This is a genomic window from Phaeobacter sp. JH20_29 (assembly GCF_048056175.1).
In the GTDB taxonomy this organism is placed as follows: Bacteria; Pseudomonadota; Alphaproteobacteria; order Rhodobacterales; family Rhodobacteraceae; genus Phaeobacter; species Phaeobacter bryozoorum.
In genome coordinates, this window is the sequence record NZ_JAYMWO010000011.1 from 20704 (window position 1) to 42805 (window position 22102).

The window sequence follows — 22102 nt, forward strand, 5'->3', positions numbered from 1 at the left end:
TACTTTTAAGGGAGGCAGCAATGTCAGCCATCCTATCTATCCGTGATTTGGAAAAGACATACGAAGGTGGGTTTCAGGCGCTCAAAGGGGTCTCACTCGAGATCGAGAAGGGGGAGATCCTCGCCCTTCTGGGGCCGAATGGCGCAGGTAAGACGACGCTGATTTCGACCGTTTGCGGCATCACCACCCCCAGCTCCGGGAAGGTGTCGGTGGGCGGTCACGACATCATCGAAGACTTTCGGGCCGCGCGCAGCCTGATCGGGCTGGTGCCGCAGGAGATCAACCTTGAGCCGTTTGAGACGGTGTGGAATTCGATCAAGTTTTCGCGGGGGCTTTTTGGCAAGCCGCGCAATGATGCGCTGCTGGAGGATATTCTCCGCAAGCTGTCGCTCTGGGACAAACGCAAGAGCCAGATCAAGGAATTGTCCGGCGGCATGAAGCGCCGTGTGCTGATCGCCAAGGCGCTCAGCCACGAGCCGCGCATCCTGTTTCTGGATGAACCGACTGCCGGGGTGGACGTGGAGTTGCGCAAGGATATGTGGGACGTCGTGGCAGAGCTAAAACGCGGCGGTGTCACCATCATCCTGACCACCCACTACATTGAAGAAGCCGAAGCCATCGCGGATCGGGTCGGAGTCATCACCAACGGAGAGATCCTGCTGGTCGAGGACAAGGACAAGCTGATGGCGCAGCTTGGCAAGAAGCAGCTGGAGGTGCAGCTGACAGAACCGCTAACAGCCGTGCCGGAAGGTCTCAGCGGCTATGGTGTGACCCTGACAGAAGATGGCCGAGGCCTGATCTATTCCTATGACACCAACGCTGAGCGGACCGGCATCACTGCCCTGCTGAACGACGTGGCTACCGCGGGTCTGACGCTGGCGGATGTGCAGACCCGGCAATCCAGCCTCGAGGACATATTCGTCGGGCTGGTCTCAGGAGAACCGACATGAATTGGACTGCAATCGCCTCCATTTACCGCTTTGAAATGGCGCGATTTTTTCGCACCCTGATGCAGAGCTTCCTGTCGCCGGTGCTGTCAACCTCGCTTTATTTCGTGGTGTTTGGTGCCGCCATCGGTAGCCGGATCGACCAGGTCGAAGGCGTGCCTTACGGTGCCTTCATCGTGCCGGGTCTGATCATGCTCAGCGTGATGACGCAAGCCACCTCCAATGCCTCTTTCGGGATCTATTTCCCAAAGTTCATCGGCACTATATACGAGCTGCTATCGGCGCCAGTGAACTTCCTTGAGATCGTGATCGGCTATGTCGGCGCCGCCGCCACCAAGGCCCTGTTTATCGGTGTGGTGATCCTGCTGACGGCCTCGCTCTTTGTCGATCTGACCATTGCGCATCCGCTCGCCATGGTGCTGTTCATGGTGCTGACCTGCGTCAGCTTTGCGCTGCTGGGATTCATTATCGGGGTCTGGGCGAAAAACTTTGAACAGCTGCAATTGGTGCCGCTGCTGATTGTCACGCCTCTGGTCTTCCTGGGCGGGTCTTTTTATTCGATTTCGATGCTGCCGCCGATCTGGCAGAAAATCACCCTGTTCAACCCGGTAGTATATCTGATTTCCGGCTTTCGCTGGTCCTTCTTCGGAACCTCTGACGTGCCGGTCGGGCTCAGCCTTCTGGCCATCGGCGGCTTTACCGCGCTCTGCCTGGCGGTGATCTGGTGGATCTTCAAAACCGGCTGGCGGATCCGCGCCTGACCCCGAGTAACCGCGCGGCAGATTAGGACCATAACCCGCCCGCCGCGCGGCTTTGGGGCAGCCGCAACATCGCTGCCCCAAGGGAAGGTAAGCCCGGTTAATTCCGCACGTATGTGGCGAACGTTGCAATTTTACCCAAGGTGCGCGGCTTTTTTGCTGCTGCTTTCGCCTCGTTCCGGTGCCATCCCTTGTTTCAGGGCAGTCGGCATTCTACATCGGCGCCATGAACCTGAGATTGCCTTTCTTGAACAAGCCTCCGCTGGTTGCTGTTGTGCGCCTCAATGGCGCCATTGGCATGGCCGGTCGCGGTGCGCTGAATGATGCCACTCTTGGACCGGTGCTGGAGCGCGCCTTTCGAAAGGGAAAGCCGGCAGCGGTCGCCTTTGAAATCAATTCGCCCGGCGGTTCGCCGGTGCAAAGCGCCCTGATTGGTGCCCGCATTCGTCGCCTCTCCGAAGAACTGAAAGTTCCCACTATCGCTTTCGTCGAAGATGTCGCCGCGTCCGGGGGCTATTGGCTGGCCGCCTCGGCGGATGAGATCTGGGCCGACGAAAGCTCGATCCTCGGATCGATTGGGGTGATATCGGCTGGCTTCGGCGCCCATGTCTTTCTGGCCCGCCAGGGTGTCGAACGGCGGGTCTATACAGCGGGCCGCAGCAAATCGATGCTCGATCCCTTCCGCCCGGAAAACGCTGAGGACGTGAAGCGTCTGAAGCAGCTTCTGGGGGACATCCACGACAATTTCATCGCCCATGTCAAAGATCGCCGCGGCGATAAACTGGACACCAGCGAAGATCTCTACACCGGTGAAATCTGGCTGGGACGACGTGCGGTCTCGCTGGGGCTGATTGATGGCATCGGCCATCTGCGCCCTAAGATGCAGGCCCGTTTCGGCGACAAGGTGCGGTTCCGCCGCTATGGCATCAAAAAGCCCCTGTTGGGCCGGATCGGTATGCAGATGGCGCAGGATGCGCTGAACGGTATCGAGGAACGCGCTGAATATGCGCGGTTTGGCCTCTGACGTGATCTTCAAAATCGTTTCCCTGTTTCTTGTGGTGATGGCTGTGCTGGCGATGTTCGGCAAGCTGCGGATGCCCGGGCAAAAGCGCCTGGCCTCGCGGCGCTGCGCCAGCTGCGGACGCTTCAAGATCGGAAAAGGCCCCTGTGCCTGCAAAAAGAATGGAGGGCCTCGGCAATGATGCCATGGCTGTTATCTGGACTTGGGCTGGTCATCCTGCTGTTGGCAGGGGACGCGCTGGTACGGGGTGCGGTGAACCTCAGCCTGCGGATCGGAGTGCCTGCATTGATCGTCAGCCTGACCATCGTTGCCTTTGGCACCTCGGCGCCTGAGATGCTGATCTCCATCCGGGCTGTCGGAGACAATGCCGACGGCATCGCCCTTGGCAACGTCGTTGGCTCGAACACGGCCAATATCCTCATGGTTCTCGGCATCCCGGCGTTGATGCGATCGCTTCACACCAGCGAATGCGATACCCGCAAGAACTATGTGTTCATGTTGATCGCATCGGTTCTGTTCATTGCGCTGGCGTTTTACGGAACCTTCACGGTCTGGTCTGGCCTTATCCTGCTGGGCGCGCTGTCGGTTGTTCTGGGCGTGGCCTTCCGCGAGGCGCGCGCCCATCGCCGCAACGGCAAGGATAGTGACCTCGACGAGATTGATGAGGCGGATCCCGATATGCCCTATTGGCGGATCGGCATCTACCTGTTCCTCGGATTGGTCGGATTGCCGCTGGGGGCCGATCTGCTGGTCGACAACGCGTCGATCATCGCGCGGACCTATGGCGTTACCGAAACGGTGATCGGTCTCACGCTGGTGGCCATAGGCACCTCGTTGCCGGAGCTGGCAACCACCGTCATGGCTGCACTGCGTCGGCAGGCGGATGTGGCACTGGGCAATGTGATCGGCTCCAACATGTTCAACCTGCTGGCAATTGTCGGCGTTGCCACCTTTGTCGGCCCGATCAGCGTTGATCCCTCCTTCCTGCGGGTGGATCTCTGGGTGATGCTGGCCTCATCGCTGCTGCTGGTGCCGTTTGTTTTTCTCAAAATGGACATCACCCGCACCTGGGGTGTGATTTTATCGGCGGTTTATGTGGTCTACCTGGTGCAGCTGTTCTAACTCATTGCCAAACAGGCAGATGAGGAGAGAGCAAGATGCGGGCATTGGTAACCGGCGCGGGCAAGCGACTTGGCCGCGCGATGGCACTTGAATTGGCTACGAGCGGCTATGACGTCGCCGTTCACTACGCCAGTTCCGCAGATGCGGCGGAACGCACGGCGGAAGAGATCCGCGCCATGGGGCGCATGGCTGTTACCCTGCAGGCCGATCTTCTGCAGGAGATGGCGACAGCCGCCCTGCTACCCGCCGCTGCCGAGGCTCTGGGCGGTCCGATTACCTGCCTTGTGAACAACGCGTCAATCTTTGAGCACGACAGCCTGGAGACGGCGACCCGCAGCAGCTGGGATCGTCACATGGACAGCAATCTGCGCGCGCCGTTCATTCTGACACAGCAGCTGGCCGCGCAGGACCTGCCCCAGCAGATGGACGATGAGGGGCGACCGCTGGCTTCTGCCGCTGTCATCAATCTGATCGATCAGCGTGTGCGCAAGCTTACACCGGAGTTCATGACATATACGCTGGCAAAATCCGCCCTCTGGACGTTGACGCGGACCAGCGCACAGGCGCTCGCCCCGCACATCCGGGTAAACGGGATCGGTCCCGGCCCAACGCTGAAAGGCCCGCGTCAGAGCGAGAGCCAATTTGCCCGTCAATGTGCAAATACACCGTTGCAGCGCGGCGCTGACCCGGCCGATATCCGCGCGGCTCTGGCCTATCTCCTGCGCGCACCCTCGGTCACCGGGCAGCTGATCTGCATCGACAGCGGTCAGCATCTCAGCTGGGAAACACCCGACGTTGTGGGGTTGGAATAAGGGGCTCTGCGGCCTGGTTCAAAAGTGGTAGCGGCGAAGTTGTGCACGTAGCGTCAACGCGTCGTAAATCCGTTACAAAATTCCTTTTGGAATCATAAACTTGTCAGCAATTGGAAAATTTTACGATTGAAATCAATAACTTATGATAGTGCCTAATTATTAGGCAAACGCTGGAAATCAGCCGAATATAAGGAAAAATCGCGGATAGCCATAAGATACTACCAGACTTATCCACAGCATCGGTGGATTTGTTCGCTGTTGATCCCGATGCGCTAACATTGCAGACCAGCCCCGGGAATCATAGATCTCGAAACATGACAGACCATCAGCCCGACACCCCATCCGAAACGGCATCTTCCCCGGCATTGACGGGGTATGCCGTGATTCAGGAGTACCTGAAGACACTGGACCACTCGCCCGGTGTTTATCGGATGCTGGATAGCGAAAGCCGCGTGCTCTATGTCGGCAAGGCGCGCAATCTACGGGCGCGGGTGTCGAATTACTCTCGTCCCGGTCATTCGCCGCGGATCGAACGAATGATTGCGGCGACCGCTTCGATGATGTTCCTGACAACCCGGACCGAAACCGAGGCGCTGCTGCTGGAGCAGAACCTGATCAAGCAGCTGAAGCCAAAATACAATGTGCTGCTGCGTGACGACAAAAGCTTTCCGAACATTTTGGTGGCAAAGGATCATGCCTTTCCCCAGATCAAGAAACACCGTGGTGCCCGGCGTGAGAAAGGTAGCTACTTTGGACCTTTCGCCAGTGCGGGCGCCGTAAACCGGACGCTCAATCAGCTGCAAAAGGCATTTCTGCTGCGCAATTGCAGCAATGCCATGTTCGAAAGCCGCACCCGCCCGTGTCTGCAATATCAGATCAAGCGCTGTACTGCGCCCTGCACCGGTGAGATATCGGCCGAGGATTATGCCGCATCCGTACGGGACGCCGAACGTTTTCTGTCCGGTCGCTCGACCAAGATCCAGGAGGAACTCGCCGAGCAGATGACCGCCGCATCCGAGGCCATGGAGTTTGAGCGCGCCGCTGCCCTGCGCGACCGGATCAAGGCGCTCACTCAGGTGCAGACGTCCCAGGGCATCAACCCCCGTGGTGTGGCAGAGGCCGATGTGATCGGCCTGCATCTCGACAGCGGACAGGCCTGCGTGCAGGTGTTCTTCATCCGCGCCAATCAGAACTGGGGCAATCAGGATTTCTATCCCCGCACCAGCGGCGATGTCTCCCCGGCGGAGGTGATGGAAGCCTTTATCGGCCAGTTCTATGACAATAAGGAACCGCCCCGGCAGCTGATCCTGTCGGATGAGATCGAGAACTGCGACCTGATGGAACAGGCGCTCAGCGACAAGGCCGGGCGTCGCGTCGAAATTCTGGTGCCACAGCGCGGGGAAAAGACGGAACTGGTTGCCGGTGCTGTGCGCAATGCTCGCGAATCTCTGGCCCGCCGCATGGCCGAAAGCGCGACGCAGGCGAAACTGTTGCGCGGCGTGGCCGAAGCCTTCGGCCTTGATGGGCCACCCCAGCGGATCGAAGTCTACGACAACTCGCATATTCAGGGCAGCCATGCCGTCGGCGGCATGATCGTCGCAGGTCCCGAGGGTTTCATGAAAAACGCCTATCGCAAGTTCAACATCAGAGGTGAAGAACTGACCCCCGGCGATGACTTCGGCATGATGAAAGAGGTGCTGAACCGACGTTTCTCACGCCTGCTGAAAGAAGATCCCGACCGTGACAAAGGTCTTTGGCCGGATCTATTACTGATCGACGGTGGCGCCGGTCAGGTCAGCGCCGTTGCCGAGATCATGGCCCGCCACGGCGTCGAAGACATCCCGATGATCGGCGTCGCCAAGGGGGTTGATCGCGATCATGGCAAGGAAGAGTTTCACCGTCTCGGCGAAGCGCCCTTTGCTTTGCAGCGCAATGACCCCGTGCTTTATTTCGTGCAGCGGATGCGGGATGAGGCGCACCGCTTTGCCATCGGGACCCATCGTGCCAAACGGGCGAAAGCCATCGGCGCGACCCCGCTGGATGAGGTGCCGGGGGTTGGTGCCGCGCGCAAACGCGCCTTGCTCACCCATTTTGGCAGCGCAAAGGCGGTGAGCCGGGCCAACTTGTCGGACCTGAAAGCGGTCGAGGGGGTCTCGGCAGCGCTGGCGCAGCGGATCTATGATTACTTTCACGGGCAGGGGTAGCCACGCAAACCGGCCGTCGGGTGCCATTGGCGCCTAACCATTGGTTGGGCCGGGCAAGGTCCTGACTTATTGGTCAAAAAACAGCCTCGTAGATGTGACCATTCGCGACGGAAAATTCATCTGTTCCGCTTTCCACCCGTGAAACTGCGGGCTAGTGTGCAGCCATGAAATGGACTGTTCCCAATATCCTCACCCTCCTGCGACTGGTGGCAGCCCCGGGGCTCGCGATCATGTTCCTCTATTTTTCGCGCCCCTATGCCGATTGGTTTGCGCTGATCCTATTTGTCAGCGCGGCCATAACCGACTGGTTTGATGGCTATCTGGCACGCTCCTGGGGGCAGGAGACCAAGATGGGCGCGATGCTGGACCCGATTGCCGACAAGGCAATGGTGGTGATCGCGCTGATGATCCTGGTTGGATATGCTGCCGAGCATTGGACACCCTGGCTGGTCCTGCCTGCAACGGTGATCCTGTTTCGCGAAGTCTTCGTCTCGGGCCTGCGCGAATTTCTTGGAGATACGGCCGGCACGCTCAAGGTGACGTCACTGGCGAAATGGAAAACCACGGCGCAGATGATCGCGATCGCCACCTTGTTTTCGCAAGGGATCTTTGAGCACTATCTGGTCATGTCCTCCTTTGGCATGGATCAGGTGATTGTGGATCAGATCATGATGGGGGAGATCAGCGATGAATTCGGCCTGCGCTGGAAGTTCGAGGGCATGATCTGGACCGGCCGACTCGGGTTGTGGCTGCTTTGGATCGCGGCCGCGCTGACCCTGATCACCGGCGCTGACTACATGCGTAAAGCACTGCCACATCTGAAGGAGACCCGCTGATGGATATCCTCTATTTCGCCTGGGTGCGCGAACGTATCGGCCTGCCGAAGGAAAAGATCGAGACAACTGCCGGCACCGTGCGCGAGCTGGTGGGCGAGCTGAGCGCCCGGGATCCGCGCTATGCGGCCGCATTTGCCGACCTGTCGGCGCTTCGTGTGGCGCTGGATCAGGACCTCTCGGATTTCGATGCCCCGTTGGAGGGTGTGCGCGAAGTGGCGTTCTTCCCGCCGATGACCGGAGGCTGAGCCATGCGGATCGCAGTGCAGGAGGCCACCTTTGACCTGGGCGAGGAGAGCCAGCGCTTTGCGGCAGATGTTGCGACGTCCGGCGCCAATGCCGGCGCCATCGTGACGTTCACCGGCGTTGTGCGCGGGTCGGACAGCGGCGACATGGTGGCGATGGAGATCGAACATTACCCCGGCATGACCGAGCGTGCGATCGGGCAGATCACGGAGGAGGCGCTGCGGCGCTGGTCTCTGGCCGATGCGCTGGTGATCCACCGCCATGGACGTCTGGTCCCCGGCGAGCAGATCATGATGGTCGCCACTGCCGCACGCCACCGCTCCGATGCTTTTGAGGCGGCGGAATATCTGATGGATTACCTCAAATCCCGCGCGCCCTTCTGGAAGAAAGAGCTGACACAGGACGGTTCGGGCAACTGGGTCGAGGCCAAAGACAGCGATGAAGATGCCCTGACCCGTTGGGACTGACCCGGCGTTCTGCGCCCGGTCAGCGGGCAGCCAGACTGGAACGTTTCTGATTCCGGTATTAACCGTGCAGTTGGCCGCGCAGTTCTTCCGCCTCGCGACGGGCATCGCGCAGCCCATCCATGGCAGCCCGCAACTCGGCCTCGGTCTGAACCAGCTGATTGGACAGCTCTGCCTCACGTTGTTGCAGGTAGGTGATCGCCTGATCGCGGGTTTCCTCCGCTTCGTGCAGCTCCTGGCTCATCCGATCCAGATCGGCGACATCGCTTTGCCGCACGCGGGTGAAACGATGTACCAGCCAATTGGCAAACCACCCCATCGCAAAGGCGACAAACAGGATAATGGCAGTGGTGATGATGAATTCTGTCCTGTTCATTGTCCGGAGGTCTCCTGTTCGCTGTCTGGGGCGGCTTCTTCGGCGGCGGCCTCATCAAGGGTCGTTTCGCTTGTCGGGTCATTGGCCGGGCGGATCAGCCGGAATTCGATACGGCGATTGGCCTCGCGCCCTTCCTCGGTATCATTGGTCGCAATTGGTGTGCTTTCGCCATAGCCCTTGGCGGTAAAGCTGCTGGTCACCAGCCGCCGTCCGCGCAGCTCGTTCAGAACCGATTGGGCTCGCGACTGGCTGAGCGACTGGTTCATTTCCTCGCGCCCCTGACTGTCAGTATGGCCCTGGATCTCCAGCCGCACACCGTTACAGCGCGACAGGATATCGGCGATCTGATCCAGCGTATCGCGGCTGCCCGCGGCGACGGTTGCCGACCCCGGCTCAAAGGTGATTTTCGAAACGGTCTGCACCGCTGCCAGTTCGGCTTCGCAGAGTTCCGGCGACATCGGTTTGTCCGCAGGCTCCGGCGGCTCCTCATAGGAGACGTTCAGCTCATAGCTCTCCGCCTCGCCCAGCTTGGCCGATAGCAGCTTGGCAATTTCAGCCGGGGCGTCTTCGCGGTGGCTCATCCCGCTCAGTGTGAGACTATCCGGCGTCACGGAGACCGCACCGCGTTGCAGAAAGGACAGCGCCTCCAGCCCGGCCAGCACCCGCACAGGCCAGTCGGCAGGCAGGTCTTCGACAACGCGGGTGGCGCTGTGAACATTGTCGGAACCAAACCGGGCCTTGGCATAGCTGCTGCTGATCTGACGCAGCGCCTCATCCGAAATGCGCCCGCGCAGCTGGACCTGGCCCTCCGGGCTCAGGGTTGCGGTGAACTCAGGCGGCCCATTGCCCGCGTTGGCTTCGGGTTGCGGCAGGACCGCGTGAACCGCAAAGACCTGCGGCAGGGCGCTTTCCAACTCTCCCACGACATGGTCGAACAGCGCCGCTGCGGTGCCTTCGGCGGCGACCAGCGTCATATCGGCATTGGCCAGTGTCATGGATCCAGCGCCCAGCTCGGCCAGTGCCGCGATCCCCAGCTCTGCGGCGCGCGCCCAATTGGGCGAGGGAACGCCCATGCCGATCACGCAGTCAACCTTGCCGTCAAACCCGGCCTTCTCCGCGGCCCGCAGGATGCGGTCGCGGCTCAGCTCGCTTTCGGCGGAACAGGCATCAAAGCGCCCGCCAGAGCCATCAATGCTGTAGCGCAGTGTAAATGGAGTAATGACCGGGCGCGGGGCCGCGATATCCAGCGATAGGCGCAGACCGGCCGGCGCCATCCGTGTCAGGCGTTTCTCGATCTGTTCCTTGGCTTCGATACTGTCCGAGATCGCGGTGATCGAAACTTCCTCGGCCTCAACCGAAATCTTGGACCGGGGCAGCAGGCTCAACGCGTCCAGCGCGTAATCCATCGCAGACATCCAGCCCTTCGGAGCGGCGTAATTGGCGGTCTCCAGCAGATCGGCGACCTGATCGGCGCCCGCAATCGTATTCAGCCGCGTGATCACCGTGTCACGGTCCGTGACGCGGGGGATCAGACCGATGATCGAAATGCCGCTGTCATTGCGCAGGATCTCAGCCGAAAATCGCGGAGGGGCGATCCCTTCGGACGGGGTGATCTGCATGTCGTCGATCACGCGCGCCGCATCGACCACGCCACCCACCAGCGAAATCGCGCCAAAGCGTGTGGCCTCATCGGGGGCGGTGCCGTTCAGGATCACCCGCAGCCCGTCGGCGGTCACCTCGGCCCAGGTGTAGCCTGCCTTGTCCAACGCGCGCCGCACGGCGGTTTCGCTGCCTGCTTCGATCCCCGTCACTGCAAACCCGGCCACAACCAGACTGAGCGCGGCAGCCGCGACAAAGGTCAGGCCAGAGATCAAAAGCGAGGACAGGCGCATGGGCAGACTGGTCTCCGTTGGGGCATCCGTCCGAGACGGCTTTTGTCTGTCTTACAGGGGCGCGGCCGCGGGTTCAATCATGCGAACAGAGCTGCGGCAAAGAAGATCAGCGGAATCAAGCCCGTATCCCGATTGAGCCGAAACAGCTGCAACAGGCGCTCGCCGTTTTCGGCATCAAACACCCTGAGTTGCCAGGTCATGTGCCAGCCCATCGCCCAAGGAGCCACCAGCGCCAGCACCAGCGCCAGCACCGATCCCTGCGGCTGCACCGCAAGAATGATCGCGATCCCCATCAGGCTGACCGTTGCCACGATGAAGCGGCGTAGCCACATCGGCGTTTGCGTGCCAAACAGCCGGGCGGTTGATTTCACGCCGATCAGCGCGTCATCCTCGGTATCCTGATGGGCGTAGATCGTGTCATAGAACAGCGTCCAGGCAATGCCCGCCAGATACAGGATGACCGCAGGCCAGTTCAGCGTGCCGGTATGGGCAACCCAGGCCAGCATCGCACCCCAGTTGAAGGCAAGGCCAAGAAACACCTGCGGCCACCAGGTAAACCGCTTGGCAAAGGGATAGATGGCCACCGGAAACAGCGCGAGGATTCCCATGGCAATGGCCGCCTGATTGAACGTCAGCAGGATGCCAAGGGAGACAAGCGCCTGAAGCCCCATCCAGATTACCGCACCGCGAACGGTTACCTGACCGGATGGAATGGGGCGCGAGCGGGTGCGTTCGACCTGACCGTCAAAATTGCGGTCGGTGATATCGTTCCAGGTACAGCCTGCGCCGCGCATCAGCCAGGCACCGGCACCGCAGGCCACAAAGATCCACAGATCACCCCAGCGCGGGCTTTGATCCCAGAGGATCGCCAGCATCAGTCCCCACCAGCAGGGGATCAGCAGCAGCCAGGTTCCGATGGGGCGATCGGCGCGGCTCAGCCGCAGATAGGGACGGCTCCATGCCGGGGCGTAGTGATCGACCCAATTGCCTTTGACCGCATCTGCGACCTGTCCATCTGGTGTTGGCGTCCCGCCTTGCATATGTATGCCTCATGAGTGCAAAGATCAGACTGTATGTAGAGCACCCGCTGGGGGCAGGGCAATCGGTTCCTCTGGACCGCGATCAGGCGCATTACCTGTTTGGGGTCATGCGGCAGACGGTGGGGGCGCAGCTGTTGCTGTTCAACGGACGGGACGGCGAATGGCGCGTCGAGGTGGCCGAGGCCAGCAAGCGCAGCGGTGTCCTTATCTGCCAGGAGCAGACGCGGCCATTGGTGCTGCCGCCGGATTTGTGGCTGCTGTTCGCCCCAATCAAGAAGGCGCGAACCGATTTCATCGTGGAGAAGGCCGCTGAAATGGGCGCGGCGCGGATCCTGCCGGTGCAGACCGATTTCACCAATTCCGACCGCATCCGGCAGGATCGACTTCAGGCCCATGCGGTGGAGGCCGCAGAGCAATGTGGCGGCACCTACGTGCCGGAGGTCGCGGATCTTCAGAAACTCTCGCGGCTGCTCGACCATTGGCCCGAAGAGCGCCAGCTGATGTTTTGTGACGAAGCAGAGGTCGGCAGCGCATTGGCACTGGCCAGCGAGGCACAGGCACAGGTACCTTGGGCCATCCTGATCGGTCCCGAGGGCGGGTTTTCCGAGGCAGAGCGCAAGCGTCTCCACGCGTTGCCGCAATCCCATGTCGTGAGCCTCGGTCCCCGCATCCTGCGCGCGGATACCGCAGCGGTGGCGGCGCTGACCGTTTGGCAGCAACGCTATGGGGATTGGTAATGACTTGGCGCCCGGCACAGGACAATGATCTCTCGGCGGTTCAGGATCTGCTGCATCGCCATATCGAAAGCTCCATGTTTCTGCTGATCAACCTGCGTGATCACGGGCTGGCTGGCACCGCGCCAAAGGCGGTGCAGCTCTGGGTGCGTAGTCGCGCAGAGGATGGTGTTGCCGGGCTCACCAATGATGGGATTCTCTTGATCCAGGCGGGCGCCGCCACCGCAGAGGACTGGCGGCAGCTGCAACAGCTGGTGGATCACCGACTGGCGCAGACAGCGTCGCAACAGCAGGTCGGCGTGTTGGGGGAGACCGCCCAGCTGCGCCGCTACCTCGCCGCCACCGGCCTTGATCAGCGGCCCAAGCGCCTTGACCGCGATGAGCCGGGGCTGGCGCTGACCCTGTCCGATCTGGATCGGAGCAGCCTTGATCGTTCGCAGCTGCGGGGCGCGGTGTTGCATCCGCTATCTGCGGCACCCCGTCCGATGTTGGTACAGTGGCGGGCCGCCTACCATCAGGAAACTCTGGGCACTCCGGCATCAGAGGCCGTCGCCGTTGCGGCCGGCGATATCGACAGCTATCTGCTGCGCGACAGCCATAGGGTGCTTGAGGTGGCGGGCCATTGGGTTGCGATGACCGGCTTCAACGCCCAGCTGCCGAAGGTCGTACAGATTGGCGGGGTCTATACGCCACAAGAGCAACGCGGTCGCGGCTATGCCCGCTGCGCTCTGGCATTCCACCTGCAAGAGGTCCAGACCGCAGGGGTCGAGAAGGCGGTTCTCTTTGCAGCCGGAGACGCGGCAGTCCGGGCCTATCGTGCCATCGGGTTCCAACCCATCGGGGGCTATTCGCTTGTCCTGTTCGATCAGGAACCCGAGACCGTCGTGACCGCGGGAGAGCTGACAACATGAGCTTCATCCGACCCGAAGCCCGCCGGTCCCTCTGGCGCTGGCGCGAGATGATCGCGGCGGCCGTGTTGGGGGCTCTCGGCTTGTTCTGGGCTTTTGGTGGCTACGGGGTTCAGGCGCTGATCGGCTGGGCTCTGCTGGGCCTTGGGGTGATCATTGCCGTCATCGGTATGCAGCGGATGCGGTTCCGTCTGGGTGGAGGTGGCCCCGGCGTGGTTCAGGTCGACGAAGGCCAGATCGCCTATTTCGGTCCGCTGACCGGTGGGGCCGTTGCGCTATCCGAACTGGAGCGGCTGACACTGGACCACGCCGCGAAACCACCCCATTGGCTGCTGGATCAGCCGGGGCAGGCGGCGCTGGCGATTCCGGTCAATGCGACCAACACGGATGCGCTCTTTGATGCCTTTGCGACCCTGCCGGGGTTGCGTATGGAGCGTATGCTGGCAGAATTGCATAAATCCGGCGCTCACCAGGTCGTGATCTGGGAGCGTGCACCAACACGTCAGACCGTGCACAGGCTGCATTGACACCACCGGAAATACCGACCACGACTTGCAACGCAAGACGGATCAACCTTACGGAGAGCCCCAGATGTCTATTCCTCAATCCGGCGGTGGGCCGATCGAACGTCACGAGCAGCTTGCGGAATATCTTGCCTCCGGCTGCAAGCCCCGTGACCAGTGGCGGATCGGTACGGAGCACGAGAAATTCGGCTACTGCAAGGACTCCCTGAAACCGCTGCCATTTGAGGGCACCCGGTCCATCGTTGCCGTGCTTGAGGGCCTGCGCGACCGTCATGGCTGGTCCGAGGTGCGCGAAGGGGGGCATCTGATCGGTCTGGAAAAGGATGGCGCCAATGTTTCGCTGGAACCCGGTGGTGCCTTGGAACTCTCTGGTGCGCCATTGGAGACCATCCACGAGACCTGCGACGAGGTGAACACCCACCTGCGCGAGGTGAAGGATATCGCCGACGAGATTGGCGTCGGGTTCATTGGTCTGGGCGCGGCTCCGATCTGGACCCATGAAGAAATGCCGCTGATGCCCAAGGGTCGCTACAAGCTGATGGACGCCTATATGGGCAAGGTCGGCACCATGGGGCGGACCATGATGCGGAGGACCTGTACCGTGCAGGTCAATCTCGACTTCGGATCGGAGGCCGACATGGTGCAGAAAATGCGGGTGGCCATCGCGCTGCAACCCGTTGCCACTGCGCTGTTCGCCAATTCTCCCTTCCTTGAGGGAAAACCGAACAACCACAAATCCTGGCGCTCGCGGGTCTGGCGCGATCTGGATGCAGATCGGACCGGCATGGTGCCTTTCGTGTTCGAAGAGGGCTTCGGCTTTGAACGCTGGGTGCAATATGCCCTCGATGTGCCAATGTACTTTGTCTACCGCGATGGCCAGTACATTGATGCACTTGGCATGTCGTTCCGCGATTTTCTCAACGGGGAACTGCCCGCACTGCCGGGTGAAACCCCGACCCTCAGCGACTGGGCCGATCATCTGACGACGGCTTTCCCTGAGGCACGTATCAAGAAATACATGGAGATGCGGGGCGCCGACGGTGGCCCGTGGCGTCGCCTCTGTGCCCTGCCGGCCTTCTGGGTGGGGATGATGTACGATCAATCCAGCCTTGATGCCGCCTGGGATCTGGCCAAGGGCTGGGACGCGGAAACCCGTGAAGCCCTGCGTGTCGCCGCTTCGGAGCAGGGGCTGCAGGCAAAGGTGGGCAATATCAAGATGCACGATCTGGCGCGCGAAGTGGTTGCGATTTCCGAGGCGGGTCTCAAATCCCGCGGTCGCGCGGGCGCCGGTGGGCTGGTGCCGGATGAAACGCATTTCCTCAACGCGCTGAAGGACAGTATTGAAACCGGCAAGGTCCCGGCGGATGAGCTGCTCGACCGCTACAATGGCGACTGGAACGGCGATCTGAGCCGGATCTACGCGGAATACAGCTACTGAGGAACGCTCAAGATCGCCTCAGACCAATCTCAGGGGGTGCCTATCGGGGCGCCCCTTTTTCATATGGCGGCCGGTTGATACCTGCTCGCTATGACTGGGTGTCGCAGGGGCGTTCACCGGTGGGTTCACTGGCGCTATCCAGCTGGTTTTCCCCCTAAATGACACCTTGCTCACTCATTTACTGGTCCCTAGAAGAGCGCGCATTCTATAGCTCTGAAAGGTGTCGAAATGGGTAATTTCTTTATCTCTGCATTTGAAAAACTTGTAGGCGTATTCATGGTTTTGCTGCTGATCGCCGTCGCAGGGGGTGCTGTGCTTGCGGCGCTGCAGCCCGGTGGCGGCGGTATCCTCGCAGCCCTTGGCGTGCTGGTGGTCGGCGGTCTCTACGTCGTTCTGATTGGTGGCTCGCTGTATCTGGCGGTGGGGATCTACAACAACACCAAGCGGACGGCTGATGCGATCGAACGGCTGGCTTCAAAGTAACTATTGTCGGCTGGGGCGATGGTCCCAGCATTGCGGTAATACAAATGGGCGGCAGGATACCTGCCGCCCATTATTCATGATCTAGCGTCGCGCGCTGGGAAGGTTACTGCAGAAGCTCGGCCGGTTCAGCGTCGGCGATTTCTTTCCAGTTCACATCAGCTTTTTCAATGAAGCCGGGAATGTCCTTGCTCCAGCGTTCCTGAATGTCCTTCGACAGGTTCAGGTAAAGCACATTGTCGACGATTTTCCACTCGTTCGGGTCGCCGTCGAATTTGAAGCCCATCGCGGCCCCAAAGGCGCAGTAGCCACCATAGGCCGGGACATAGGCCTCGGGGCTGGCTTCAAACAGTGCTTTGTTTTCCTCGGTGGCAAACCAGTAGGTGGCGTCATCGAATGTCGCGGTTACCTTGTAGGATCCTTTGGTCGGCTCTCCGGCGTTGAAATATGCGACCGGGTCGTAGCCCTGCATTGCCAGACCGGTGGAGGAGGCGTTGACATCCACGCCGGCTGCCAGTGTCGAGGTTGCCAGTGTCACGGAAAGGGCGATCCCGCCCAGAAGGGATTTTACGGTGTTCATCGGTGTGAACCTTTCGATTTGTCGGATGCCGTGGCACCCGGAGTTGGAATGATAAAAGGCGTGCGTCATCAAAATGTCGGCGTTCGAAATTGGACCGTCCTGGTCACGACACCGATATGAGGGCTCTACCGATCACGTTCAAAACAACTCCTTTTGTATGTGTGTTGATGCACAATCACTCTGCACCGGAGCGCTGGCACATTCGCGTGATGAAAAAAGCCCTCATCCGATGTGGATGAGGGCTTTTATTTGAAAACAAGTGCTTATCTGACGATGGCCGCTATTTCTGGCCGATCCTCGGTTCGGTGCCCATGCGCAGCCGGGCGATGTTTTCCTTGTGCCGCCAGAGGATGATCAGCGCCAGAAGCGCGGCCAGTGCCGTGATCAGAGGTACACCCAGCAGCAGGCACCACAGCGGTGCGGCCACGGCTGAGAGCAGAGCGCCCATCGAGGAAATCTTGCTCAGATAGGCTGCCGCCAGCCAGGTGAGACAGCAGGCGATGCCCACCGGCCAGGCCAGTGCCAGCATCAGGCCGAGGAAGGTCGCGACGCCTTTGCCGCCTTTGAACTTCAGCCAGATCGGGAAGCAGTGACCCAGAAACGCGGTGAGACCGGCCAGCTGCGCTGCATCCTCACCGGCCAGAACACGGGCCAGCAGGACCGCCGCCGCGCCCTTGCCGCCGTCCAGCAGCAGCGTCAACGCTGCGGCCTTTTTCGATCCGGTGCGCAGCACATTGGTGGTGCCGATATTGCCAGATCCAATGGCGCGAAGATTGCCCAAGCCCATGATCCGGGTCAGCAACAGGCCAAAGGGGATGGACCCCAGACCATAACCGATCACGGCCCAAAGCAGCAGAAATGGGGCGGCAGTCTCAATTAGCGGCATCAGTCTCTCCGATAGACCGGTTCGCCGGCCACATAAGTTGCCAGCACCCTACCTTGCATGCGCTGCCCGTCAAAGGGGGTGTTCTGCGATTTCGAGTGCAGCGAAAAACGGTCCATTACAAAGGGCTGGTCGGCGTCAAACAGCACCAGATCAGCCGGTGCGCCTTCGGCCAGGCGACCGCAGTCGAGCCCCAGTCGTTTGGCCGGGTTCAGGGCCATGGCCCGAAACAGCGTTGGCAGGTCCAGCTGTTCGGCATGATAAAGCCGCAAGGCCGCGGGCAGCAGTGTTTCCAGTGCGACAGCCCCGGCGGCGGCTTCCTCAAACGGCAGGCGCTTGCTTTCTTCATCCTGCGGTGTGTGCATCGAGGAGATCGTGTCGATCAGCCCCTCGCGCAGCGCGTCGATCAATGCCAGCCTGTCCTCCTCGGATCGCAGCGGCGGTTTGACCTTGAAGAAGGTGCGGTAGTCGGCAACGTCCAGCTCGTTCAGGGTCAGGTGATGGATCGAGGTTCCGGCAGTGATGTCCAGCCCGTTGGCTTTGGCCCGCTGAAGGGCGGGCAGGGCGCGCGCGGTGGTGATCTGATCTGCGTGATACCGCGCTCCAGTCATTTCCAGCAGGGCGATATCGCGATCCAGTCCCATCCGCTCGGCCATCGGGGTGACGGCGGGCAGCCCACGCAGCGTGGCGAATTTACCCGAGGTTGCGGCGGCCCCTTTGCTCAATCCCGGCTCCTGGGGGTGGGCGATGACCAGCGCGCCGCAGCTGCGCGCATAAGACAGGGCGCGGGAGAACACCTTGGTGTCGGCGACGACATGATCGCAATCGGAAAAGGCAACCGCACCTGCATCCATGAGAAAGCCGATCTCGGTCATTTCTCGGCCCTCGCGCCCCTTGGTCAGGGCGGCCATTGGCAGCACGTTCACCGGTGCATCGGCCTGCGCGCGACGGGTCACGAATTCCAGTGTCTCGGGGCTGTCGATGGCGGGCGTCGTATCCGGCCGCGTTACCATGGTGGTAACCCCCCCTGCCGCTGCTGCAAGGCCTGCGGATTTATAGCTTTCCTTGTGACGTTCCCCGGGTTCGCAGACCTTGACCCCGATGTCGACGATACCCGGCGCAAGACATTTTCCGTGGCAGTCAATAAGGGTCACATCCTCTGCCCCAATGTTTCGCGTGCGAAACAATTGGTCAGGGTCGGTGCCATTCTTTTCAACCGCTGCAATGCGCCCCGAGTGTACCAGAACCGCACCTAGGCTGTCGGTGCCGGCTTCGGGGTCGATCAGTCGGGCGTTGGTGAACAAGAGGGTCATGCGCGTGGACTTTCCGGGTGGTCAGAGAGGGCGGTTTCGATGGCGGTGCGGGTCGCAGCCGGGTCGGGCTGGTATTTGATCAGGTATTTGTGGCCGTCGCGGGTGACGATTTGCACAGTGCTGCCGAGCTGGTTCACCTGGGCAATATTGGCCAGCGGAATCTGTTGGTGATCCGGGCCGATCACCGATGTGTCGCCAAGGGCCCAGACCCGGGTCAGCTCATCCGACATCAGATAGCCACCACGCAGGCCGATCGCGGCGAGCCCGCCAATGGCGCCAGTCCAGACATATGGGTTCCCCATCACCCAGAGAATGCCCATCGCGCCAACCATGGCGATGACCGCGAGCCAGGCGTGGCTGCGCCAGTAGGCCATGCGGTCCGGGGAAAAGCGGGTCTCGGCCATGATGTCAGCTCGCCAGCAACAGCACGACGAGGAGGATCAGTGCCATCACGATGGCAAAGATGGTCGCGCCGATGCGTCGGGCGCGTGAGCGTGCCGCGCGCGGGGAGGGGCGTGGAGCCGAATAGGGTTTGGCGCTGTCAGGGGTTTCGTCGGGATTGCTCGGCAGGCTGGCCCAATCCGCACCAAGTTCGCTGTAATCGCCGATATGGCGGATCTGATGCGCCGGGATCAGGCGGGTTTCCTCGCCCCGAAATGCGCGCGACCGCAGCAGCAGCACATAGCCGTCGATTGCCATCAGCCTCTGGGCATCGGCTTGCAGCTGCTCGGCGGGAATGCCGCAGCCGTCGCGCAGGTAACCGATCAGCCCCAGATCCTCCAGATCGCTTACCGGAAAGATTTCGACGTGATCGAGGTCGACATACTCAATCCCCAGAACCTGTGCCAATGCGCCGGGCTCTCGCAGGAAACGGGCCTGTTCCGACCGCATGTCGAGATCAAAGACATGGATCATCCGCTGCTCGCCTGCGGGGATGGTCAGGGGCTGCGTTACCGGCTCGGTCATTGATCAGACCACGCCCGGTTGCGCCATGGCAGTCTGACGGCTGGCGCGCAGATTGCGGGCCAGAAGATCCATCACCGCCATGCGAACGGCCACACCCATTTCGACCTGCTCCTGAATGACCGAACGATTGATATCGTCCGCCAGCGTACCGTCGATTTCAACGCCCCGGTTCATCGGGCCGGGGTGCATAACGATGGCGTCGGGTTTGGCCAGCGCCAGCTTCTCGGCATCCAGCCCGTAGCGGTGGTAATACTCGCGTTCTGAGGGAATAAATCCACCGTCCATCCGCTCCCTTTGCAGGCGCAGCATCATGACCACATCCACGTCTTTCAGCCCTTCGCGCATGTCGTCGTAGATTTCGGCACCGAACTCTGCGAAATGGTCGGGCACCAGGGTCGGCGGGCCGATCAGCCGGATGCGGTTTTCCATCTTGCCCAGAAGGATCAGATTGGAGCGGGCTACCCGGGAATGCGCGACATCGCCACAGATCGCAATGTTCAGACGGTGCAGGCGCCCTTTTGCACGGCGGATGGTCAGCGCATCCAGCAGCGCCTGTGTAGGGTGCTCATGCCGCCCATCGCCCGCGTTGAGCACGGCGCAGTTCACCTTTTGCGCCAGAAGATCCACGGCACCTGAGTGCGGGTGGCGCACCACCAGCAGATCGGGGTGCATCGCGTTCAGTGTCATCGCGGTGTCGATCAGGGTCTCGCCCTTTTTGATCGAGCTGGCCTGCATGGCCATGTTCATGACATCTGCCCCCAGCCGTTTGCCTGCGATTTCAAAACTGGCCTGAGTGCGGGTGGAGTTCTCAAAGAACATGTTGACCTGGGTCAGCCCGGACAGCGCATCGGCGTGTTTGTCAGGGCGTCGGTTCAGCTCGGCATAGCTGTCGGCCAGATCCAGGATGGCGGTAATTTCATGCGGCTTCAGCGGCTCAATACCCAGAAGATGCCGTTGGTTGAAGGACATCGGATCAATCGACGTGGGGGCATTGGGCATGGGCTGGCTCCGTGCTGTTTGGCGCTCTTATAGCAGGGCTGTGGCGTCCGGCAAGACAGCCGGGGCGTGTTCTGGGCCGGGGTGAAGGCTGCGGTGAAGTCAGGTGTTTTGCTTGGCTCCCGAGCAGAGTAGCTTGGGGCCATGGAATCGGCATTGGATTATCACAGCGCGCGGGCGCTCTTGGCGTGGCAGATTGAACTGGGGGCGACCGATGCAATCGGCGATGCGCCGGTCAATCGCTATGAGCTGCAGGCGCGGCTGCCCAAGGCGGCTGCGACGGCTGCGGATGCCGCGCCGATCAAACCGCTCGAAATCGACCCGGTTGAGGTGGCGCGACAGATGGCAGGGGCGGCTGGTTCGCTGGCGGCGCTGCGCGATGCGCTGGATCAGTTTGAACATTGCGAGCTGAAAAAGGGCGCGCGTAACCTGGTGTTTGCTGATGGCCACCCCGGTGCCCGCGTGATGGTGGTTGGCGAAGCCCCCGGTCGGGATGAGGATATGGCCGGAAAGCCTTTTGTGGGCCGCGCCGGGCAGCTGCTGGACCGGATGCTGGCAGCCATTGGCTTGTCGCGTGAGGACAGCGTTTATATTGCCAATGTGTTACCGTGGCGACCGCCGCAGAACCGGGATCCGCTGCCTGCGGAAATCGCCATGATGACTCCGTTTTTGGAGCGCCACATTGCCCTTGTGCAGCCGGATATCCTGATTGCCATGGGCAATATCAGCTGTGATGCCCTGCTCGGAAAACGCGGTATCACCCGGATGCGTGGCACTTGGCATGAGGCGCAGGGCAAACCGGTGATGCCGATGTTTCACCCGGCCTATCTGCTGCGTCAGCCGGTGCAGAAACGCGCCGCCTGGGCGGACCTGCTTGAGGTGAAGACGCGGCTGACCGCCGGGTGATACGCAACCACTAACGGGGCGGGCCGGAAACGGGCGCGACCCAAGGCAGCTGATATTTCAGATGGGGGCCGGAAACATGGCACAACTCGATGACAGCAAGGATTTTATTCCCGTCCGCATTGCAGTGCTGACGGTCTCGGACAGCCGGTCGCTGGCGGAGGATCGTTCCGGTCAGGTTCTTGTGGATCGGCTGGAGGCGGCGGGGCATGTGCTGGCCGATCGCAAGATCCTGCCGGACGAGCGGGCCGAGATCGCAGGCCAGCTGCGTGACTGGATCGCCGACCCAGAGGTCGATGTGGTGATATCGACCGGCGGCACCGGGCTGACCGGCCGCGATGTCACGGTCGAGGCACACCGGGATGTCTATGAAAAGGAAATCGATGCCTTTGGCACGGTTTTCACCATCATTTCCATGCAGAAGATCGGCACATCAGCGGTGCAATCAAGGGCCACTGGCGGCGTCGCTGGCGGCACCTATCTCTTTGCGCTGCCCGGAAGCCCGGGCGCCTGCAAGGATGCCTGGGATGAAATTCTGGTGAAGCAGCTGGATTACCGGCATCGTCCCTGCAATTTTGTGGAAATCATGCCGCGGCTTGACGAACATTTGCGTCGCAAGTGAGACGGAATTGATCCGTGACTGCGTGTAACCTCGTATAGTT

26 protein-coding genes are annotated in these 22102 nt (G+C 61.0%); 17 read left to right on the top strand and 9 right to left on the bottom strand.

The genetic code is table 11. From position 1 onward, the window contains the following. Positions 1–20: 20 nt before the first annotated feature. The 10 genes from VWZ85_RS07590 to VWZ85_RS07635 all read left to right on the top strand — a co-directional run bounded on the left by VWZ85_RS07590 (position 21) and on the right by VWZ85_RS07635 (position 8410). Positions 21–950 (top strand): ABC transporter ATP-binding protein, encoded by a 930-nt coding sequence (locus VWZ85_RS07590; protein ID WP_340544196.1) that lies wholly within the window; start codon positions 21–23, stop codon positions 948–950. Next, positions 947–1708 (top strand): ABC transporter permease, encoded by a 762-nt coding sequence (locus VWZ85_RS07595; protein ID WP_340544197.1) that lies wholly within the window; start codon positions 947–949, stop codon positions 1706–1708. Before VWZ85_RS07590 ends, VWZ85_RS07595 begins: the two co-directional genes overlap by 4 nt. A 223-nt stretch (positions 1709–1931) precedes the next feature. Further along, positions 1932–2729, top strand: a complete 798-nt coding sequence (locus VWZ85_RS07600) for a S49 family peptidase (protein WP_340544198.1) — start codon at positions 1932–1934, stop codon at positions 2727–2729. Next, entirely contained in the window at positions 2710–2907 is a 198-nt protein-coding gene (locus VWZ85_RS07605) for a hypothetical protein (protein WP_340544199.1), read from the top strand. Before VWZ85_RS07600 ends, VWZ85_RS07605 begins: the two co-directional genes overlap by 20 nt. Beyond that, positions 2904–3848 carry a calcium/sodium antiporter gene (locus VWZ85_RS07610; protein WP_340544200.1) on the top strand — a complete coding sequence of 315 codons (945 nt, stop codon included), beginning with the start codon at positions 2904–2906 and terminating at the stop codon, positions 3846–3848. Before VWZ85_RS07605 ends, VWZ85_RS07610 begins: the two co-directional genes overlap by 4 nt. A 35-nt stretch (positions 3849–3883) precedes the next feature. Continuing rightward, complete coding sequence (locus VWZ85_RS07615; protein ID WP_416587655.1) at positions 3884–4660, top strand: SDR family oxidoreductase; 777 nt, start codon at positions 3884–3886, stop codon at positions 4658–4660. A 314-nt stretch (positions 4661–4974) separates the two neighbouring features. Further along, positions 4975–6864 (top strand): excinuclease ABC subunit UvrC, encoded by a 1890-nt coding sequence (gene uvrC / locus VWZ85_RS07620; RefSeq protein ID WP_340544204.1) that lies wholly within the window; start codon positions 4975–4977, stop codon positions 6862–6864. Between the two features lie 164 nt (positions 6865–7028). After that, on the top strand, positions 7029–7700 hold the full coding sequence (gene pgsA / locus VWZ85_RS07625; RefSeq protein ID WP_416537158.1) for a CDP-diacylglycerol--glycerol-3-phosphate 3-phosphatidyltransferase: 672 nt from the start codon (positions 7029–7031) through the stop codon (positions 7698–7700). Next, entirely contained in the window at positions 7700–7945 is a 246-nt protein-coding gene (gene moaD / locus VWZ85_RS07630; RefSeq protein WP_416536399.1) for a molybdopterin converting factor subunit 1, read from the top strand. Before pgsA ends, moaD begins: the two co-directional genes overlap by 1 nt. Before the next feature lie 3 nt (positions 7946–7948). Continuing rightward, positions 7949–8410, top strand: coding sequence for a molybdenum cofactor biosynthesis protein MoaE (locus VWZ85_RS07635; RefSeq protein ID WP_340544209.1), 462 nt, complete (start codon positions 7949–7951; stop codon positions 8408–8410). Between the two features lie 58 nt (positions 8411–8468). Here the strand turns inward: VWZ85_RS07635 and VWZ85_RS07640 are convergent, their stop codons facing one another. The 3 genes from VWZ85_RS07640 to ubiA form a co-directional block, all read right to left on the bottom strand. Then, on the bottom strand, positions 8469–8783 hold the full coding sequence (locus VWZ85_RS07640; protein ID WP_340544210.1) for a hypothetical protein: 315 nt from the start codon (positions 8781–8783) through the stop codon (positions 8469–8471). Then, entirely contained in the window at positions 8780–10675 is a 1896-nt protein-coding gene (locus VWZ85_RS07645) for an OmpA family protein (RefSeq protein WP_416536400.1), read from the bottom strand. Before VWZ85_RS07645 ends, VWZ85_RS07640 begins: the two co-directional genes overlap by 4 nt. 77 nt (positions 10676–10752) lie before the next feature. Beyond that, a complete protein-coding gene (gene ubiA, locus VWZ85_RS07650; RefSeq protein ID WP_260112936.1) occupies positions 10753–11715 on the bottom strand; it encodes a 4-hydroxybenzoate octaprenyltransferase in 963 nt (320 codons plus the stop codon). Between the two features lie 11 nt (positions 11716–11726). Here ubiA and VWZ85_RS07655 point away from each other — a divergent pair, with 11 nt between their 5' ends. The 5 genes from VWZ85_RS07655 to VWZ85_RS07675 all read left to right on the top strand — a co-directional run bounded on the left by VWZ85_RS07655 (position 11727) and on the right by VWZ85_RS07675 (position 15802). Beyond that, entirely contained in the window at positions 11727–12452 is a 726-nt protein-coding gene (locus VWZ85_RS07655; protein WP_260099592.1) for a 16S rRNA (uracil(1498)-N(3))-methyltransferase, read from the top strand. Further along, entirely contained in the window at positions 12452–13360 is a 909-nt protein-coding gene (locus VWZ85_RS07660; protein ID WP_416587658.1) for a GNAT family N-acetyltransferase, read from the top strand. Before VWZ85_RS07655 ends, VWZ85_RS07660 begins: the two co-directional genes overlap by 1 nt. Further along, a complete protein-coding gene (locus tag VWZ85_RS07665; RefSeq protein ID WP_260099594.1) occupies positions 13357–13884 on the top strand; it encodes a hypothetical protein in 528 nt (175 codons plus the stop codon). The genes VWZ85_RS07660 and VWZ85_RS07665 overlap by 4 nt, the downstream gene beginning before the upstream one ends. A 64-nt stretch (positions 13885–13948) precedes the next feature. Then, positions 13949–15319: a glutamate--cysteine ligase gene (locus VWZ85_RS07670; protein WP_416587661.1), complete on the top strand. Its 1371-nt coding sequence runs from the start codon at positions 13949–13951 to the stop codon at positions 15317–15319. Between the two features lie 228 nt (positions 15320–15547). Further along, positions 15548–15802, top strand: coding sequence for a hypothetical protein (locus tag VWZ85_RS07675; protein ID WP_340544218.1), 255 nt, complete (start codon positions 15548–15550; stop codon positions 15800–15802). A gap of 103 nt (positions 15803–15905) precedes the next feature. Here the strand turns inward: VWZ85_RS07675 and VWZ85_RS07680 are convergent, their stop codons facing one another. From VWZ85_RS07680 to VWZ85_RS07705, 6 genes are all read right to left on the bottom strand, one after another. Then, positions 15906–16379, bottom strand: coding sequence for a YHS domain-containing (seleno)protein (locus VWZ85_RS07680; RefSeq protein WP_340544219.1), 474 nt, complete (start codon positions 16377–16379; stop codon positions 15906–15908). Between the two features lie 280 nt (positions 16380–16659). Beyond that, positions 16660–17265 carry a glycerol-3-phosphate 1-O-acyltransferase PlsY gene (gene plsY, locus VWZ85_RS07685; protein ID WP_416587663.1) on the bottom strand — a complete coding sequence of 202 codons (606 nt, stop codon included), beginning with the start codon at positions 17263–17265 and terminating at the stop codon, positions 16660–16662. Next, entirely contained in the window at positions 17265–18575 is a 1311-nt protein-coding gene (gene pyrC / locus VWZ85_RS07690) for a dihydroorotase (protein ID WP_340544221.1), read from the bottom strand. Before pyrC ends, plsY begins: the two co-directional genes overlap by 1 nt. Then, positions 18572–18979: a hypothetical protein gene (locus tag VWZ85_RS07695; RefSeq protein WP_416536409.1), complete on the bottom strand. Its 408-nt coding sequence runs from the start codon at positions 18977–18979 to the stop codon at positions 18572–18574. The genes pyrC and VWZ85_RS07695 overlap by 4 nt, the downstream gene beginning before the upstream one ends. Before the next feature lie 4 nt (positions 18980–18983). Next, positions 18984–19541, bottom strand: coding sequence for a hypothetical protein (locus VWZ85_RS07700; protein WP_416537164.1), 558 nt, complete (start codon positions 19539–19541; stop codon positions 18984–18986). A 3-nt stretch (positions 19542–19544) separates the two neighbouring features. Continuing rightward, positions 19545–20540, bottom strand: a complete 996-nt coding sequence (locus VWZ85_RS07705) for an aspartate carbamoyltransferase catalytic subunit (RefSeq protein ID WP_340544224.1) — start codon at positions 20538–20540, stop codon at positions 19545–19547. Between the two features lie 141 nt (positions 20541–20681). Between VWZ85_RS07705 and VWZ85_RS07710 the strand changes: the two genes are divergently transcribed. Continuing rightward, on the top strand, positions 20682–21443 hold the full coding sequence (locus VWZ85_RS07710; protein WP_416587666.1) for a uracil-DNA glycosylase: 762 nt from the start codon (positions 20682–20684) through the stop codon (positions 21441–21443). A 76-nt stretch (positions 21444–21519) separates the two neighbouring features. Next, positions 21520–22062, top strand: coding sequence for a molybdenum cofactor biosynthesis protein B (gene moaB / locus VWZ85_RS07715; RefSeq protein WP_416537166.1), 543 nt, complete (start codon positions 21520–21522; stop codon positions 22060–22062). Positions 22063–22102 lie beyond the last annotated feature (40 nt).

Excerpts from the sequence above, each read along its gene's own strand:
- VWZ85_RS07590 (WP_340544196.1), top strand. The coding sequence starts at position 21 with ATGTCAGCCATCCTATCTATCCGTGATTTGGAAAAGACATACGAAGGT.
- VWZ85_RS07595 (WP_340544197.1), top strand. The coding sequence starts at position 947 with ATGAATTGGACTGCAATCGCCTCCATTTACCGCTTTGAAATGGCGCGA.
- VWZ85_RS07600 (WP_340544198.1), top strand. The coding sequence starts at position 1,932 with ATGAACCTGAGATTGCCTTTCTTGAACAAGCCTCCGCTGGTTGCTGTT.
- VWZ85_RS07605 (WP_340544199.1), top strand. The coding sequence starts at position 2,710 with ATGCGCGGTTTGGCCTCTGACGTGATCTTCAAAATCGTTTCCCTGTTT.
- VWZ85_RS07610 (WP_340544200.1), top strand. The coding sequence starts at position 2,904 with ATGATGCCATGGCTGTTATCTGGACTTGGGCTGGTCATCCTGCTGTTG.
- VWZ85_RS07615 (WP_416587655.1), top strand. The coding sequence starts at position 3,884 with ATGCGGGCATTGGTAACCGGCGCGGGCAAGCGACTTGGCCGCGCGATG.
- uvrC (WP_340544204.1), top strand. The coding sequence starts at position 4,975 with ATGACAGACCATCAGCCCGACACCCCATCCGAAACGGCATCTTCCCCG.
- pgsA (WP_416537158.1), top strand. The coding sequence starts at position 7,029 with ATGAAATGGACTGTTCCCAATATCCTCACCCTCCTGCGACTGGTGGCA.
- moaD (WP_416536399.1), top strand. The coding sequence starts at position 7,700 with ATGGATATCCTCTATTTCGCCTGGGTGCGCGAACGTATCGGCCTGCCG.
- VWZ85_RS07635 (WP_340544209.1), top strand. The coding sequence starts at position 7,949 with ATGCGGATCGCAGTGCAGGAGGCCACCTTTGACCTGGGCGAGGAGAGC.
- VWZ85_RS07640 (WP_340544210.1), bottom strand. The coding sequence starts at position 8,783 with ATGAACAGGACAGAATTCATCATCACCACTGCCATTATCCTGTTTGTC.
- VWZ85_RS07645 (WP_416536400.1), bottom strand. The coding sequence starts at position 10,675 with ATGCGCCTGTCCTCGCTTTTGATCTCTGGCCTGACCTTTGTCGCGGCT.
- ubiA (WP_260112936.1), bottom strand. The coding sequence starts at position 11,715 with ATGCAAGGCGGGACGCCAACACCAGATGGACAGGTCGCAGATGCGGTC.
- VWZ85_RS07655 (WP_260099592.1), top strand. The coding sequence starts at position 11,727 with ATGAGTGCAAAGATCAGACTGTATGTAGAGCACCCGCTGGGGGCAGGG.
- VWZ85_RS07660 (WP_416587658.1), top strand. The coding sequence starts at position 12,452 with ATGACTTGGCGCCCGGCACAGGACAATGATCTCTCGGCGGTTCAGGAT.
- VWZ85_RS07665 (WP_260099594.1), top strand. The coding sequence starts at position 13,357 with ATGAGCTTCATCCGACCCGAAGCCCGCCGGTCCCTCTGGCGCTGGCGC.
- VWZ85_RS07670 (WP_416587661.1), top strand. The coding sequence starts at position 13,949 with ATGTCTATTCCTCAATCCGGCGGTGGGCCGATCGAACGTCACGAGCAG.
- VWZ85_RS07675 (WP_340544218.1), top strand. The coding sequence starts at position 15,548 with ATGGGTAATTTCTTTATCTCTGCATTTGAAAAACTTGTAGGCGTATTC.
- VWZ85_RS07680 (WP_340544219.1), bottom strand. The coding sequence starts at position 16,379 with ATGAACACCGTAAAATCCCTTCTGGGCGGGATCGCCCTTTCCGTGACA.
- plsY (WP_416587663.1), bottom strand. The coding sequence starts at position 17,265 with ATGCCGCTAATTGAGACTGCCGCCCCATTTCTGCTGCTTTGGGCCGTG.
- pyrC (WP_340544221.1), bottom strand. The coding sequence starts at position 18,575 with ATGACCCTCTTGTTCACCAACGCCCGACTGATCGACCCCGAAGCCGGC.
- VWZ85_RS07695 (WP_416536409.1), bottom strand. The coding sequence starts at position 18,979 with ATGGCCGAGACCCGCTTTTCCCCGGACCGCATGGCCTACTGGCGCAGC.
- VWZ85_RS07700 (WP_416537164.1), bottom strand. The coding sequence starts at position 19,541 with ATGACCGAGCCGGTAACGCAGCCCCTGACCATCCCCGCAGGCGAGCAG.
- VWZ85_RS07705 (WP_340544224.1), bottom strand. The coding sequence starts at position 20,540 with ATGCCCAATGCCCCCACGTCGATTGATCCGATGTCCTTCAACCAACGG.
- VWZ85_RS07710 (WP_416587666.1), top strand. The coding sequence starts at position 20,682 with ATGGAATCGGCATTGGATTATCACAGCGCGCGGGCGCTCTTGGCGTGG.
- moaB (WP_416537166.1), top strand. The coding sequence starts at position 21,520 with ATGGCACAACTCGATGACAGCAAGGATTTTATTCCCGTCCGCATTGCA.